Origin of the sequence: Streptococcus rupicaprae (assembly GCF_040545225.1) — a bacterium.
GTDB classification, from domain to species: domain Bacteria; phylum Bacillota; class Bacilli; order Lactobacillales; family Streptococcaceae; genus Streptococcus; species Streptococcus rupicaprae.
This window is the reverse complement of record NZ_JBEPLO010000004.1, coordinates 17,546-33,438: the sequence shown is the minus strand read 5'-3', so window position 1 is coordinate 33,438 and position 15,893 is coordinate 17,546. Positions and strand designations below refer to the sequence as shown.

At 46.0% G+C, this 15,893-nt stretch carries 10 protein-coding genes; 1 reads left to right on the top strand and 9 read right to left on the bottom strand.

Annotated features, from left to right (window positions below; all coding sequences use genetic code 11):
* Positions 1–57 precede the first annotated feature (57 nt).
* Complete coding sequence (locus ABID29_RS02575; protein WP_354364187.1) at positions 58–1,020, top strand: asparaginase; 963 nt, start codon at positions 58–60, stop codon at positions 1,018–1,020.
* Between the two features lie 446 nt (positions 1,021–1,466).
* On the opposite strand, the gene ABID29_RS02570 is transcribed toward ABID29_RS02575, so the two are convergent.
* The 9 genes from ABID29_RS02570 to ABID29_RS02530 all read right to left on the bottom strand — a co-directional run bounded on the left by ABID29_RS02570 (position 1,467) and on the right by ABID29_RS02530 (position 15,683).
* The gene (locus tag ABID29_RS02570) at positions 1,467–2,765 is read right to left on the bottom strand and encodes a CHAP domain-containing protein (protein WP_354364185.1); all 1,299 of its coding nucleotides are present in this window, start codon (positions 2,763–2,765) and stop codon (positions 1,467–1,469) included.
* 212 nt (positions 2,766–2,977) lie between these two features.
* Positions 2,978–4,993 carry an ATP-dependent DNA helicase RecG gene (recG, locus tag ABID29_RS02565; RefSeq protein WP_354364183.1) on the bottom strand — a complete coding sequence of 672 codons (2,016 nt, stop codon included), beginning with the start codon at positions 4,991–4,993 and terminating at the stop codon, positions 2,978–2,980.
* Positions 4,994–5,019: 26 nt separating this feature from the next.
* Complete coding sequence (gene alr / locus ABID29_RS02560; protein ID WP_354364181.1) at positions 5,020–6,123, bottom strand: alanine racemase; 1,104 nt, start codon at positions 6,121–6,123, stop codon at positions 5,020–5,022.
* Positions 6,116–6,475 carry a holo-ACP synthase gene (acpS, locus tag ABID29_RS02555; RefSeq protein WP_354364179.1) on the bottom strand — a complete coding sequence of 120 codons (360 nt, stop codon included), beginning with the start codon at positions 6,473–6,475 and terminating at the stop codon, positions 6,116–6,118. Before acpS ends, alr begins: the two co-directional genes overlap by 8 nt.
* 641 nt (positions 6,476–7,116) lie before the next feature.
* On the bottom strand, positions 7,117–8,145 hold the full coding sequence (locus ABID29_RS02550) for a 3-deoxy-7-phosphoheptulonate synthase (protein ID WP_354364178.1): 1,029 nt from the start codon (positions 8,143–8,145) through the stop codon (positions 7,117–7,119).
* Positions 8,132–9,178, bottom strand: a complete 1,047-nt coding sequence (locus ABID29_RS02545; protein WP_354364177.1) for a 3-deoxy-7-phosphoheptulonate synthase — start codon at positions 9,176–9,178, stop codon at positions 8,132–8,134. Before ABID29_RS02545 ends, ABID29_RS02550 begins: the two co-directional genes overlap by 14 nt.
* A gap of 27 nt (positions 9,179–9,205) precedes the next feature.
* Complete coding sequence (gene secA, locus ABID29_RS02540) at positions 9,206–11,731, bottom strand: preprotein translocase subunit SecA (RefSeq protein WP_354364176.1); 2,526 nt, start codon at positions 11,729–11,731, stop codon at positions 9,206–9,208.
* 417 nt (positions 11,732–12,148) lie between these two features.
* Complete coding sequence (scrK, locus tag ABID29_RS02535; protein WP_354364175.1) at positions 12,149–13,015, bottom strand: fructokinase ScrK; 867 nt, start codon at positions 13,013–13,015, stop codon at positions 12,149–12,151.
* A gap of 760 nt (positions 13,016–13,775) precedes the next feature.
* Positions 13,776–15,683: a sucrose-specific PTS transporter subunit IIBC gene (locus ABID29_RS02530; protein ID WP_354364173.1), complete on the bottom strand. Its 1,908-nt coding sequence runs from the start codon at positions 15,681–15,683 to the stop codon at positions 13,776–13,778.
* Positions 15,684–15,893: the final 210 nt, after the last annotated feature.

Sequence of the window (15,893 nt, the reverse complement as noted above, 5' to 3'; positions counted from 1 at the left end):
TTTCTGTTTTTATGCTAAAATAAATTATACCACAGATTATGAAAAGAGGCTGTAAAAATGGTTAAAAAAATCCTAATCCTTCACACAGGTGGCACCATTTCCATGTCGGAGAACGCTGATGGACATGTTATCCCTTCTGCTACCAATCCAATCGCAAATGTTCACGAAAAACCTGATCAGATAGAGGTCACCAACTTGGAGGTCTTCAATCTCCCCAGTCCCCACATCAGCCCTAATCATATGCTAAAACTCTACCAACTGATCCTCGATAACAGCCCTCTCTATGATGGCATCGTGATCACTCATGGCACCGATACCCTAGAAGAGACCGCCTACTTTTTGGATACCATGCAAATACCACAACTTCCAATCGTCCTGACAGGAGCTATGCGGTCTTCTAACGAATTAGGCAGCGACGGCATTTCCAATTACCAGGCTGCCCTCAGAGTAGCAGCGGATTTCAGAGCTCAGGACAAGGGTGTCCTCGTTGTCATGAACGAAGAGATCCACGCCGCCAAATACGTCACCAAGACCCATACCACCAATCTCTCTACCTTCCAGAGCCCCCTACATGGTCCATTGGGGTTGGTCAGTAAAAACCATATCCTCTTTTTTAAGCAGGCTGAAGAACGTGTCCGATTTCATCTCACTAACATTTCAGGACTGGTTCCTATCCTTAAAATCTATGCGGGAATGGAGGAGAGTCTCCTCGATATGCTTGATAAAACCAAACTATCTGGCCTCGTGATTGAGGCCATGGGAGCTGGCAATATCCCTCCCAAAGCCTGCCAGGCTCTAAAAGAGTTCCTAGATGCAGGGATTCCAGTCGTTTTAGTCTCCAGATGCTTTAACGGCATTGCTGAACCAGTCTACGCTTATCCTGGTGGTGGTGTCCAACTCCAAGAGATGGGCATTCTCTTTGTCAAAGAGCTCAATGCTCCAAAAGCCCGATTGAAGCTATTAATCGCCCTAAATGCAGGCTTAACTGGCAATGACTTACAAAATTATATTGAAGGATAACATCACTCATTCGCTAAGTCCATCCCTAATATCTTCCCCCTTTTTTAATTTTCTGAAAATCATCGTCCCCGCAAAAAAAGATTCTCCCTTCAACCTCTTAATGCTTAATCTAATAAAATAGGAGAATCATCTCAGCTCACATCTAGTTGCCTTTCAACAGTTCTGGAGGTAAATGTAAAACTAGGTCAGTTTCGAAGAAAATATAAGGCTAATGAAAAATCCAAATCAGGCATAGTATTATTAACTAAAATTTTTAGGCACCACATAATTTACAGTTGGCTATATCCCTATTAATGTAGATTCCAGACATTCTACCCCTTTGAAAGAAAGCACAACCAATTTGTCAGACTTCCCTTATCAATTGCCCAATCTTCTTATAAAAAGACGAACTCCCAAAATAATGGAAATTCGTCTTTTTATTACAATGGTTGCTTATAGATAAAGTCTTAAAAGCTAGGATAAATGTAGTAAACCTCTCCACCCCAAGTTGATGAAGTTGGATTAAACCAACCACGATGGTTTCCGATAGACTGGTTCCCAGCATAGTTAGCCTCAGATACCTGGATACGGTCTGGTGTTTCAACAGAAGTTACCAAGGCAACGTGACCGTAGCCACCACCATCCTTAGGCCAAACAGCAATTGCTCCAACCGTAGGGGTTGTGCCAACAGCATAACCTGCTGCCCGAGCTGAATTAGCCCACTCACCAGCGTTACCCCAATGATCACCTACCCACGAAGCCAAAGCCTTAACACCCCAAGTACATTGTCCAACAGGATAAGGATTATTGACTGTAGATGAAGAGCTCGTAGCTACAGGTTCTACAGACAGAGGTGTCACAACTGGTGCTGGTGTAGCTGGTTGTGCTACTACTGGAGCTTCTACTTTAACCAGCTCAACAGCAGGAGTATTTACCACAACTTCATTTACCGATGCTACAACTGGTTTAACAGGTTCTGCCACAAGAGAAGTTGAAACGACCGTTTCCGATTGAACAGGAGAAGCAACTTCTGTTGTCCTTGTCTCTACTCGAGGCTGAACTGGCTGTGCTGTTTCTTCTGAGCTTGTTACTTCTGGAGCTACAACTGGGGCAGGTTCTGGACTTACCGGAAGCGCTGGTGCTGGCTGTTCAACAGCCGACTCTGACTTAGTAACAGCAGGTTGCTCCACTTTCTCTACAGACGATTCCGTTTTCTCAGCAGGTGACTGGATAGGTTCTGTAACTCTTACCTCTGTCACCTCCTCTGTAGGCTTATGCTCTACAATCTGTATTAGAGGTTGAACAACTGGAGTTGAAGAAACTGAAACAGCTGGAGTTTCTGCCTTGAGCGTTTCAAGTCTTGGAACCTCTGCCACTTCTTTCTCTTCAACTTGAGGCACTGGCTGAGCTTCAATCACTTGAGGAGCTACTGGCTTAAATCCTGTACGAACAGCTTGTACCTCTTCATAAACCAACCCTTCCTTGACTGCTGCTGGTTCTACTGGAGTTGTTGCCGCCACTGGCGCTTGAGAAACAAGACTAGTCAACAAAGTCGCTTCTTGCTTTACCTCTTCCTTAGGAAGCTCAGAAGTCTTTAAAGGTTCTGCAGATAAGACTACCTTGGTCGTTTCTGTTGCTTGCAAAGAGGGAGCAGTCGCTTCGCTAGCCGAAGTGGACTGGTCTTGGTTGGTTTGAGCAACGAGCCCTACAACACCACCGAGCGTTGCTGTACTAAAGAGTAAGCTGGAAAAAATCTTCTTGATCACGCTAGTCTTCTCCTAATTATCCGTTAATTATCAGTACTACCATTTTAACAGATTCAAGACCAAATACATATTACACTTTTTTAACATATTTCCCTGGTATTATTACAAGTCAATGACATAAAAGAACTTGGAAGAACTGCTCTCGAAAAACGCCCTTCGGCAACCCGCTCTTCCACCATGCTTCTTTAACTCTTTCTCAAGAGGATTTCTGTTTAATCAATCTGACCCTTATCTTCCAAATGTTCAGCGACTAACTGCCATCTAGGATCATTCTGCCAATCATCCTCCTGAACAATTTGGCTAGCCACACGTCTAGCTTCTTCTAAAATAGGATAATCCTCCACGAGGTCAGCCACTTGAAATTCGGGAATACCTGATTGTCTGGTTCCAAAGATCTCCCCAGCACCACGCATTTTCAGATCTTCTTCGGCCAATACAAAGCCATCTGTCGTTTGGGTCATAATCGCCATTCGTTTTTTGCCAGATTCCGTCTTTGGATTGGCCACCAAAATCGCGTAAGATTGCTTTTCCCCTCGGCCGACACGTCCCCTCAGCTGATGAAGTTGGCTCAGGCCAAAGCGATCCGCATCCATGATCAGCATGATGGTAGCATTGGGAACATTGACTCCGACTTCGATAACCGTTGTCGATACCAAGATATCGATTTGTTTGGCTTTGAAATCTTCCATGATCGTCTCCTTCTCCTGGGCCTTCATCTTTCCATGGAGGAGAGCAACCCTAGCCCTATCTTCAAAGTAAGCCTCCAATTCCTCAGCCAGGGCGATGGCATTTTTTAGGTCCAAGGCTTCCGACGCTTCAATCAAAGGGGAGATGACATAAATCTGCGCTTTTTGCGCCAATTCCTTCTCTAACCAAGTCAGCACCTGGGGCAGTTGCTCATGTCTCACCCATCGGGTCTTAATCGGTTTTCGTCCAGCAGGCAATTGATCGATAATAGAGACATCCATTTCCCCAAAGGCAGTTATGGCTAAGGTCCGTGGAATCGGCGTCGCCGTCATCATCAACACATCTGGATTGACGCCTTTTTCCCGAAAATACTTGCGCTGATTGACCCCAAAGCGGTGCTGCTCATCCGTGATCACCAAACCTAAGCGGTGGTAGTCAACCCCCTCCTGAATCAGGGCATGTGTGCCTACGATCATATCCACTTCACCGGATGCAATAGACTGTAAAACCTGACGCTTGTCAGCGACTTTCATGCTCCCAGTTAGGAGAGCAATGGTCAACTCTGGGAAAAGATTCGTCAAACTCTGATAATGCTGCTCTGCCAAAATTTCTGTCGGAACCATGATAGCTGCTTGAAAACCAGCTGTCACCGTAGCATACATGGCAAGTCCTGCAACCACCGTTTTCCCAGAACCGACATCCCCTTGGAGAAGGCGATTCATATGACTAGAGGAAACCATGTCTTCTAGTATTTCTTTTAAACTCCGCGACTGAGCCTGAGTTAGGGCAAAAGGAAGTCCCATTATCTTCTGCTCCAACAAGTTCTCATCATAGGAAAGAGCCTGTCCATAATTGACTGACTTGGTCCTTTGCCGCAAAACCTGCAACTGCATCTGATAATAAAAAAGTTCTTCAAATTTGATCCGCCTGAGCGCCTGCTTGTATTGGGCTAGGTCAACTGGAAAATGCATGGCTAAAACTGCTGATTGCCGGTCCATAAGACGGTATTTTTCTAGCAACAACTGGGGGAGATTTTCTGGTAACAAGCGATGGTAGCCAGCTTCAAAAGCACTGGTGACCAGCTTAACCACGCTGCTCTGCGTGACACCTTGGACCACATGGTAAATGGGCTGCATGTCATCTTGGGCTTGAGAAATGACCTTCATTCCTGTTAGCTGAGCTTTTTTCTGGTCCCACTTGCCAAAGATAGCAACCTGCTCCCCCAAGACCAGCTTATCTGCTAAATAGGGCTGGTTAAAAAAGCTGACTCCGATGACAAGCTCGTCCTGTTTGAGCTTAAAACTGATACGGTTGCGCTTATAGCCATAATATTGGACGTTAGCTGGCGTGACCACTTGACCAACGACCACAGCCTTTTCACCGTCCAAGAGCTCCAGCACCTGTTTGGCCTTTAAATCCTCGTAGCGGAAAGGATAGTAAAGAAGAACGTCCTCAACCGTAGTCAAGTCTAATTTTAAAAACTTCTCCGCCGATTTCGGCCCGACACCTGGCAAAGTAAGCAGTTGATCTGTCAACTCCATCCCGAACTCCTTTTTTGCGAATACAATCAGTCGTAGGATCGCGGTATACGATCGCTCAAGAGACAAACCACCTCGTAGTTGATGGTTTTCCGATAATCGGCCCAATCCTGAACACTGATAACCTCATCCTGATTCTGACCAATCAAGGTCACCTTAGTGCCCAAGGGGTAAGGCTGAGGCAGACGAAGGGTCACTTGGTCCATGGAGACTCGGCCAACGACTTCACAGCGCTGTCCATCAACAAGAACCGAAAACCCCTGCATGTCTCTTGTCAGACCATCTGCGTAGCCAATCGGAATCGTTCCAATCCATTCATCAGCTGCAGCCTGGTAGGTAGCCCCATAACCGACCGAACAGCCAGCCGCCAACTGCTTGACATGGACTAATTCCGAGGTCAAAGACAGGGCTTGACAGAGCTGATAGGGCATTTCTAAGTTCCGACCACTAGGATTGAGCCCGTAGATGGCATCGCCCAAACGAACCGCCGAAAAGATTGTCTCCTTATGCCAAATAGTCGCAGCAGAATTACTGGCATGGACCATCTTAGGTTGCTCTATTAAACCATTTAATAGCTCTTGAAATCTGGTCAATTGTTGCTCTACATAGGATCCATCTGCCTCGTCTGCTGTAGCAAAATGGGTAAAGACACCTTCAAAAATCATCCCCTGATCCTGCATCAAGGCAATAGCCTGATTGATTTCGTTTAGTTGCCTAAAACCAATCCGCCCCATGCCAGTATCTACCTTAACATGCAAGGCAAGCCCTGAAAGATCTTTTCCCAAACTTACAGCCTGACTTAGCCAGTCCAGGCTCCCCACTGTTACTTGAATCTTAAAACGGCGAGCTAAGTCGAGAGCCTCAAGGGGAACCACTCCCAAGACCAGAAGCTGCGCTTCAATACCCGCCTGACGCAATTCTATAGCCTCGTCAAGATTAGACAGGCAAAACCCATACACGTGATCAACCAAAGATTTAGCTACGGCAACTGCTCCATGGCCGTAGGCATTGGCCTTGACCACTGCCCAGACCTTGGTTTTTTCAGGTAATTGAGCAGCAAGCTGCCTCACATTGTTTCTAATAGCTTCCAAATCGATCTGAATCATGGTCGGGCGGTGTTTGCTACTAATCATGTTTCTCCTCCAATATCACGCTGGCCTGGACAAAATTGTCTGAGTGGCTAATCGAGACCCAAACGCGACCCGTAAAAGGATGCTTTGTAAAAATAGGAGCGCCAGAGCCATCATTCAGAATCTCTAGGTCAAGAAAACTAACCTGGCCAATACCCGTTCCCCAAGCCTTGGCAAAAGCTTCCTTGGCAGACCAACGTCCTGCCAGATACTCTATCCGCCGTTTTTCTGACAAGGTTACAAAGACTTCCAATTCTTTGGGAGTCAAAATTTTAGCCGCAAAACGCTCATTTTTTCCATAGGCGTGAGCAATTTTGTCCATGTTTTGAAGGTCAATTCCATGTCCTTTAATCATCGACAGTTTCCTTTCTTCTTGGAACTTGAGACTGGGGCTCAATCGGTCATGGGTCAGAATTCGATTTCCCTCACTCTTGTATTTCTAAGTTCGGGCTGCAACGACCTCTCCCAGACTTTTTTAACACTGACTCGTCATCTCTATTTCAAACTTCCGAAGATCCCCCGCCTTAGAAACTTTAGTTCCAAGCAATCACTGCTGATTGGCAGTTTTGTTCGCTTTACAGGCTCCAAAACTGACCTAATGGACTTGTGCGAGGACGGAAGTGAAACTCTCCATTGGACGGTTTCAAGTCCGAGCCTTAAAATAAGATAGCAAAGACGAAATCTTTTTCATTTGTTGGAGTTCTTTCCTACTACCTGTCAAGCTCCCAACCACTGCATCTTGTTTGACCATTCAAAATCAACTGAAAAGATTAGTATTGAGTCCAGCAACTTTTGCCTGACTAACGTGTCTGGGCCAGAGAAACTGACAAGATGTGAGCGAAAAAGAGTTAGTTCCTTAGAGACAGATGGTCCAAACAAATCCGTTTAACTTGCTCCCTAAAAGAAAAGAGCCAGTTGGACCAAGCCCAGCTGACTCGCCGTCTTTAGAGATTTCAGAAGTTCAAACATCCAATTCCGCACAAATCTATCGGCGCTTTATTGAAGAGTGGCATAGATCTCACGAATCAGGCCTTCTGTCTTTTCCCAGCCCAAACAAGGGTCCGTAATTGACTGTCCATAAACAATCGGCTCGTTTTGACGTCCATCTTCCAGATAAGATTCAATCATAAAGCCTCGGACAAATTGCTTGATTTTTTGATTCCAATCACGGTTAATCAAGGTTTGACGGACAATCCGAATCTGTTCCAGATAGTTTTTCCCAGAATTGTCATGGTTGGTATCAATCAAAATAAAGGGATTTGCAAGCCCCATCTGTTCGTATTGGGCAATAGCTTTCAGCAAAATATCATAGTAATAGTTGGGTTCATTTTCCCCGTGGCTATTAGTAGCACCGCGTAAAATAGCGTGGGCCAAAGGATTGCCATCTGTGTCAACTTCTGCGCCATTGAAGAAGAAATTCTGCTCATTTTGTGCCGCATAAATCCCATTGAACATGATGTTGAGGTTACCTGAGGTTGGATTTTTAAGGCCAACTGGCACATCAATCCCAGAGGCGACAAAGCGATGTTCCTGATCTTCAACCGAACGAGCTCCAATCGCATGGTAGCTTACCAGATCGTCAACCAAGACTAGATTACTTGGATAGAGCATCTCATCAGCCGTTGTCAGACCGGTCTCTGTGATAACTCGGTAATGAAGGTTACGAACCGCCTGTAGCCCGTTGATCAAGTTAGGTAACTGTGAAGCATCCGGCTGGTGAACCAGTCCCTTATAACCAGCACCATTGGTTCTTGGCTTAGCAGTATAAACCCGCATAACCATAAAAATCTTGTCCTTGACCTCTTCTTGCAATTGAGCTAGTCGCTGCGCATACTCTAAAACAGCTCGCTCATTGTCTGAAGAGCAGGGGCCAATAACCAAAAGCAGGCGATTATCCTCGCCTGTTATAATTTGCTGAAGCTCACGGTCTCTAGCAAGCTTTTTCTCAAGAACCGCTCCTGTCAGCCGTGTGGGTATCTTAACCTCTTCGATGTCAATGATACTTCCTTTTCTATGAATGCCCATCTTTTTCTCCTAGGGTTCTGTAGATTTCCTGAATCAAAGCTTCTGTCTTCTCCCAACCCAAACAAGGATCTGTGATGGATTGCCCAAAGACTTGAGGCTCATCTTGACGCCCATCTTCCAGATAAGATTCGATCATGAAGCCACGAACAACTCGGTCAATCTTAGGATTCCAAGCCTTGTTGATCAGGGTTTGACGGATAATCCGAATCTGCTCCAAGTACTGCTTTCCAGAATTATCATGGTTGGTATCGATGATGATGAAGGGGTTTTGCAAGCCCATCTTCTCATATTGGTTGATGGTATCCACCAAGTTATCATAGTAATAGTTGGGCTGGTTTTTCCCTAATTCATTGACTGCACCGCGCAAAATCACGTGCGCCAGAGGATTACCACTGGTTTCAACTTCCTGGCCGTTGAAGAGGAAGGACTGCTTGTTTTGTGCCGCGTAGACACCATTAAACATAACCGCAAGGTTCCCTGAAGTGGGATTTTTCATTCCTGTCGGGACATCGATCCCCGAAGCCACAAAGCGGTGCTGTTGGTTTTCGACCGAACGTGCACCAATAGCGATGTAGGATACCAAGTCCTCTACCAGAGACAAGTTTTCTGGGTAAAGCATCTCATCAGCCGTTATCAGACCTGTCTCTGTGATCACACGGTAGTGTAAGTTGCGCACCGCCTTGATGCCATTGATCAGACTGGGTGCTTGGTTGGTATGAGGCTGGTGCATCATGCCCTTGTAGCCATCCCCATTAGTCCGAGGCTTGGCAGTGTAGACACGCATGACCATAAAAATACGGTCCTTGACCTTTTCTTGCAAGGCAGATAAGCGTTTGGCATATTCCAAGACAGCCGCTTCATTATCAGAAGAACAGGGCCCGATGACCAGCAAGAGCCTGTCATCTTCTCCCTTAATAATCGCTTCTAATTCTTTATCACGCTTTTCTTTTCGTTCGAGACAGTCCCCTGTCAGCTTAGAAAGATGGCGGACTTCATCAAAATTAATGGCTTGGCTGATTGGTTTAAATGTCAATAACTTATCCTCTACTTTTCTTATTCATTAGCCACGACCGTGGCAATTCTTAAATTTCTTGCCAGACTGGCATGGACATAGGTCGTTACGTCCAATTTGTGACAAGTCTAGTTCTTGTGGTAAATCAGACTGCACAGCTGGAATATTTCGGGTCGCAGTCGTTTGTACCTGTTGAACCTTGCGCTCACGTTCAATATTATCGTGAATCTGTGCCTTCATCATGAGGCGCGTCACATCAAATTCAATCGCCCCAATCATGTCATTAAACATCTTGAAAGCTTCTGCCTGGTACTCTACGACTGGGTTGTTTTGGGCGTAACCACGCAAGCCAACCGCACTACGTAGCTGATCCAAGGCATCAATGTGGTCTGTCCACTTGTTGTCAACAACCCGCAAAATCAATACCTTTTGGAACTCTTTGACCGCTTCTTCATCGCGGAGCTTGTCAACCTGGCGGTCATAGATTTCAATTGCTTTTTTATATAGAAGATCCTTGATTTGGTCATTTGAAAGACCTTCCAGATCTTCAAAGCTCAGGTCTTCCTCTGATACCAAAGCCATATGGGCAAAGTTTAAGATAGACTCTACCGCTTCCTCACGGTTCTTGAGATGGGCATGAGCATCCACCTGGCGTTCAATCGTTCGGCGAATCATTTGGTGAATCTCTGGTGCCAAGTCTCGGTCAGAAGTGATGACATCGTGACGTTCACGGTAGATGATTTCCCGTTGCTCACGCATCACATCATCGTACTGCAAAACTTGTTTACGGGCGTCGTAGTTGTTCCCTTCAACACGCTTTTGAGCCCCTTCAACTTGACGGGTGAACATCTTAGACTTAATGACAGATTCCTCTTCGGTCAAGTTAAAGCGCTCCATAGCAGCCTTGATACGGTCTGATCCAAAACGACGCATCAATTCGTCTTCTAAAGACAGGTAGAATTGTGATTCACCTGGATCTCCTTGACGACCTGAACGCCCGCGAAGCTGGTTATCAATCCGGCGGCTCTCATGGCGTTCCGTACCGATGACACAAAGACCACCTAACTCACGGACTCCTTCGCCGAGCTTGATATCCGTTCCACGTCCTGCCATGTTTGTCGCGATCGTAACGGCACCACGTTGCCCAGCATTCATAATGATTTGCGCTTCCTTGGCGTGGTTTTTCGCATTCAATACTTCATGCGGAATTCCCTTAGCCACTAGCTTGCGAGAAATCAACTCCGAAGTTTCAACCGCAACCGTACCCAGTAGCACTGGCTGCCCTTTTTCATAGCGAGCCTTAACATCTTCAACAACGGCGTTAAACTTAGATTCTAAACTTGGGTAGAGCAAGTCCTCATGGTCAATACGCGCAATCGGTTTGTTGGTTGGAATCGGAATAATGCGCATGTTGTAAATTTCGCGGAATTCTTCCTCTTCTGTCTTCCCTGTCCCTGACATCCCTGCTAGCTTTTTGTACATACGGAACATGTTCTGATAGGTAATGCTGGCAGAGGTCTTCGACTCATCTTGGATCGGCACACCTTCTTTGGCTTCGATCGCTTGGTGAAGACCATCAGAATAACGACGCCCTTCCATGGTACGACCTGTAAATTGATCGACAATCAAAATTTCCTGCTGATCTGAAATGACATAGTCAATATCCAGAGTCATGATGTAGTTAGCCCGCAAGGCATTGTCGATAAAGTGGGTCAAGACTACGTTTTCGATATCATAGAGATTGGTCAAGTTAAAGAAAGCTTCTGCTTTATCAATCCCTGAATCGGATAGACCGATCGTCTTGGAAGGAACGTCGATGATATAGTCATCCTTGTCGAGCGACTTAACATAGCTATCAGCACGATGGTAGAGCTGGCCGGCCTCACCGGTCTTGGCACCAGATACAATCAGAGGTGTCCTTGCTTCGTCGATTAGAACAGAGTCCACCTCATCGACAACCGCGTAGTTCAAAGGACGTTGCACCATGTCTTCTGCACGGACAACCATGTTATCACGCAAGTAATCAAAACCGATTTCTGAGTTGGTCGAGTAGGTAATATCGCAGCGGTAGGCTTCGCGTTTTTCCATGGGTGATTTTGCCGCCAAGTTAATCCCTACAGAAAGCCCCAACCAAGAGTAAAGTTCACCCATCTCAGTCGCGTCACGGGTAGAGAGGTACTCATTTACCGTAACAACGTGAACGCCTTCGCCAGTCAAGGCATTGAGGTAAACCGGCATGGTCGCTGTCAAGGTCTTCCCTTCACCGGTACGCATCTCTGGGACATCCCCATGGTGGAGAACAATCCCACCCATAATCTGAACAGGATAAGGGTACAGGCCTAAAACCCGTTTGGCTGCTTCACGGACAACCGCAAAAGCTTCGTACAAAAGATCATCAAGACTTTCGCCGTTTTGGTAACGCTGTTTAAATTCTGGTGTCTTGGCTTGGAGCTCTTCGTCAGAAAGCGCAGCCATCGCATCTGCGTAGCTTTCTACCTTTTGAGCCATTTTTTCAAGCTTCTTCAATTCCCCTTTGTCATTCTCAATAAGGGTTCTGAGTAAATTAGTTGCCATCATTTTTCCTTTCGAAGGTAATCAACCTATCATATCATAAATTATCTTAACTTTCAATAGATTTCCATTGGTGATTTCAGGCTTTTCAGCACTTTTGGGCTCCTGTTATCTAAAAAAATCGAGGCTGGGACTCAGTCCTAGTCTCTTCGTTGTATACTAGCACGCTGAACAAAGACGCAGTGGTTGGGAGCTTGGAAAGCTTGGGGTCAGGCTGTCCAAGGTTGTCTCCTAGAATTTAAAAAGAGACAATGCTGGCTTTGCCAGTTTTAGAGTGCACAGTTCAATTAGATGCTTTAGCACCAATAAACCACCGCTAGTGGAGTAAAAAGGTCTGGAAAATGAAAATGGGACAGAAATCGGTCATTCGTTAGAATTCGATTTCGTTGTCCCACTCTCAACTTTAGAATATGACTAATCCTAAACCAATTGCTTGGCTAAAGCAAAGTTTCCTAGGGTTGCTGAGCCATTGTCAGCCACAGCAGGCCTCACAATGTATTCCTCAACGGCCGGTACTGGCAAGTAGCCATTCAAGAGCTCTTCAAAGTAGTCGTGGACCCGCTTAAGCATGTGGTCTTGGGCCATGACACCACCCCCGAAAACAATCACTTCTGGCCTAAACATCATGGTTGCCTGAATAGCTGCTTGAGCAATGTAATAAGCCTGCTTGTCCCAGACGTCCGAGTCCAGACCAATCTCCTCCCCACGAATACCTGTCCGTCCTTCAAGAGATGGCCCTGCCGCCATGCCTTCTAAGCAGCCCTTGTGGAATGGACATACCCCTTCAAAATCTCCTTCTTGCGGATGACGCGCTACATAAGTGTGCCCCATTTCCGTATGGCCAATACCACCGATGAAATGACCATCTTGATAGGCGCCAGCACCAATCCCTGTCCCGATGGTGTAGTAGACCAAGCTGTTCACCTGTTGTCTAGCAATAACTTCCCCGTAAGCTGAAGAATTCACGTCCGTTGTGAAATACACAGGAATTCCAAGAGCTTCTTGAATAGGACCTACCAAATCAACATTGGCCCAGTAAGGCTTTGGTGTCGTGGTCACATAGCCATAGGTCTCTGATTCAGGCTCTATGTCAATGGGACCAAAAGAACCGATGGCCAAGGCCTCTAACCCTTCAAACTGTTCAAAGAAGGCGATGGTCTGAGCAATAGTTTCCTCAGGTATTGTCGTCGGAAACTGCGTGCGTTCAATCACTTCAAAATCTTCGTTTCCAACGGCACAGACAAACTTTGTCCCACCAGCTTCCAAACTACCAAATAAACGTGTCATAAGATCTTCCTCATTTTCATTTTCTAAGATTCATTATACCATAAGATCAGGCCAAATTTGCCTATAAAATCAGCAAAAAGAGAGCGGTACATAAATCGATAATTCGTGAGAATTCGATTTCCCTCACACTTTTCATTTTTAGGTTCGGGCTGAAACGGTCTATTCCCAGACCGTTTTTGACGCTGACTCCGTCAGCTCTATTTCCCACTTCCGCATAACTTCAACAGTCAGGGGAGTGACTATTGAGGGTGTGAGCCTTGAAACCAGAAGGCGAGCAAAGTCGCAGAGAGTGACTGTTGAAGGTGCGAGCTTTGAAATCAGAAAGTGAGTAAAATCAGGGAAGTGACTGTTTGAGGTTGGAAATCAGGGAAGCAAGGCTTCCCTCGTTCGTTAGGACTGTAAAAGCTGATAAAATCAGCGGTTTTTGATGCTATCTGCGATAGCTTCATTTCCCACCTAAAAAGCTCTCCCAGACCTTTTTAGCCCACTAGCAGTGATTGATGGTGCCAAGCACCTTTTGACGCTGACATCGTCAGCTGCATTTCCAACTTCCAAAGGTCCCCTGGACCTTTGGAACTATGCAGGGGCAACTCTAAAGCTGGCAAAGCAAGTATTGTCTCTTTTTAATTTCTAGGAGACAACCTTGGACAGCCTAACCCCAGGCTTTCCAAGCTCTCAACCACTGCGCCTTGCTCAATGATTCAGAAATAGTTGAGTGGCTAGGACTTTTGTCCCAGCCACATATTTACTTATTTGCAACTTACTTGACCAATTTCAAGAAGGCATCACCTTGAGCAACAGCTCCTGAAGCCAAGGTTTCAACCGCTGCATAATCAGCTGTGTTGGTCACAATGACCATGGTTGTTGTATCTAGACCAGCCTCAGTGATAACTGCTGGATCAAAGTAACCCAAGATATCACCAGCCTTAACAGTCTGTCCAGCTGACACTTTCATGTCAAAGCCACGACCGTTCAGGGAAACCGTGTCAATCCCAACGTGGATCAAGATTTCAGCACCGTTAGTAGTCTTCAAACCGTAAGCATGACCAGTTTCAAAGGCAATGGTGACTTCCGCATCTGCCGGTGCATAGACAATACCTTCAGTCGGCTTAACAGCCAATCCTTTACCCATAGCTCCACTTGAAAAGACTGGATCAGCAACGTTTTCAAGGGCTATAACTTCACCAACAAGTGGCGAAACGATTTCTTCACCAGCTTGATCAGCTACAGCTGACGCTGGTACAGCAGAAACGCGTGGTTGTGTTTTGATTGGACGCTCTGCAGCTGCTTTTTTCTCATCTTCAAATCCGAAGAAGTAAGTAAAAGCAAAACCTGCTGCAAATGACACAGCGACCATGAGGAGGTATTGCAACAGTTGACCATTGAGGTAAAGGAGCGTACCAGGAATGATGGTGATCCCAAAACCAGTACCAGCAAGACCAAGGAGTGATGCCACTAAACCACCGATAGCACCAGCCGCTAATGACAGGAAGAACGGCTTGCGGTAACGCAAGTTAACCCCGAAGATAGCTGGTTCCGTAATACCAAGGAAAGCTGCAAGAGCTGCTGGGAAAGCCAGAGCCTTCAATTTAGGATTCTTAGTTTTCACACCTACCGCAACTGTTGCCGCACCTTGCGCGGTCATGGCAGCTGTGATGATAGCGTTGAATGGGTTGGCGCCAGTGTTAGCAACCAATTGTGATTCAAGCAAGTTGAAGATATGGTGCACACCTGAAACAACGATGACTTGGTGAACCCCACCGATCAAGAGACCAGCAAGACCAAATGGCAAGGAAAGAAGCGCATTTGTCGCAGCAAGGATGTAGTTTTCAACCACGTGGAAGACAGGTCCAATGACAAAGAGACCCAAGATAGACATCACCAAAAGCGTGATGAACGGCGTCACCAAAAGGTCTAGGACTTCTGGCACATACTTGCGGACAAACTTCTCAAACTTAGCACCAACGATACCGATGATAAAGGCTGGCAGAACGGAACCCTGCAAACCAACAACTGGAATGAAGCCAAAGAAGGTCATCGGGGTAACATCGCCACCTGATGCAACTGCCCAAGCGTTCGGCAGAGAGCCTGAAATCAACATCATCCCAAGGACGATACCGATGGTCTGATTCCCACCGAAAGAGCGGAAGGTTGACCACACTACGAGGGCCGGCAAGACGATGAAGGCTGTATCGGTTAAGATCTGTGTATAGGTGATGAAATCTGAGTTGTATTCAGCAATGCCAAAGAGGCTCATGATTTCTGGACGGGTCAAAAGGCCGCGGAAGCCCATGAAGAGACCTGTTGCTACGATAGCTGGGATAATTGGAACAAAAACGTCACCGAAAGTACGGATAGCACGCTGGAAGGCATTGCCTTGTGCAGCTGCTTCTGCTTTTTGCTCGCTAGTTGTTGATGTCGGCAAGCCAAGGGCCACCACTTCATCATAGATCTTGTTAACAGTACCTGTCCCGAAGATCAATTGGTACTGGCCTGAGTTAAAGAAAGCACCTTGTACTTTTTCAATGTTCTCTGCACGGTCCTTGTCGATTTTAGCTTCATCAACGACCATGACACGTAAACGAGTCGCACAGTGAGCTACGCTTCTAACGTTCTCACGTCCACCGAGCGCCTCGATGACTTCTTTTGCAATTTGTGTGTTATCCATTTGCAAAAACTCCCCTTTAATAAAATCATTTGTTGAAAGCGGTTTACAATATCTTTCGATTTCTATTTTATCACTTTTTTAAAATATGTCAACCGTTTGATATAAAATATTTTAAAACGACATAAAAAAGTTGATTTTTAGCCAGAAAACGGTTACTATTATAATAGATAACTAGGAGGAAACACCCCCTCCTAGACTTGGAGGAGAGAT

What these genes read in the sequence shown, in the direction of transcription:
- ABID29_RS02575 (WP_354364187.1), top strand. Translation starts at nt 58, where the DNA reads ATGGTTAAAAAAATCCTAATCCTTCACACAGGTGGCACCATTTCCATG.
- recG (WP_354364183.1), bottom strand. Translation starts at nt 4,993, where the DNA reads ATGGAGTTGACAGATCAACTGCTTACTTTGCCAGGTGTCGGGCCGAAA.
- alr (WP_354364181.1), bottom strand. Translation starts at nt 6,123, where the DNA reads ATGATTAGTAGCAAACACCGCCCGACCATGATTCAGATCGATTTGGAA.
- acpS (WP_354364179.1), bottom strand. Translation starts at nt 6,475, where the DNA reads ATGATTAAAGGACATGGAATTGACCTTCAAAACATGGACAAAATTGCT.
- ABID29_RS02550 (WP_354364178.1), bottom strand. Translation starts at nt 8,145, where the DNA reads ATGGGCATTCATAGAAAAGGAAGTATCATTGACATCGAAGAGGTTAAG.
- secA (WP_354364176.1), bottom strand. Translation starts at nt 11,731, where the DNA reads ATGGCAACTAATTTACTCAGAACCCTTATTGAGAATGACAAAGGGGAA.
- scrK (WP_354364175.1), bottom strand. Translation starts at nt 13,015, where the DNA reads ATGACACGTTTATTTGGTAGTTTGGAAGCTGGTGGGACAAAGTTTGTC.
- ABID29_RS02530 (WP_354364173.1), bottom strand. Translation starts at nt 15,683, where the DNA reads ATGGATAACACACAAATTGCAAAAGAAGTCATCGAGGCGCTCGGTGGA.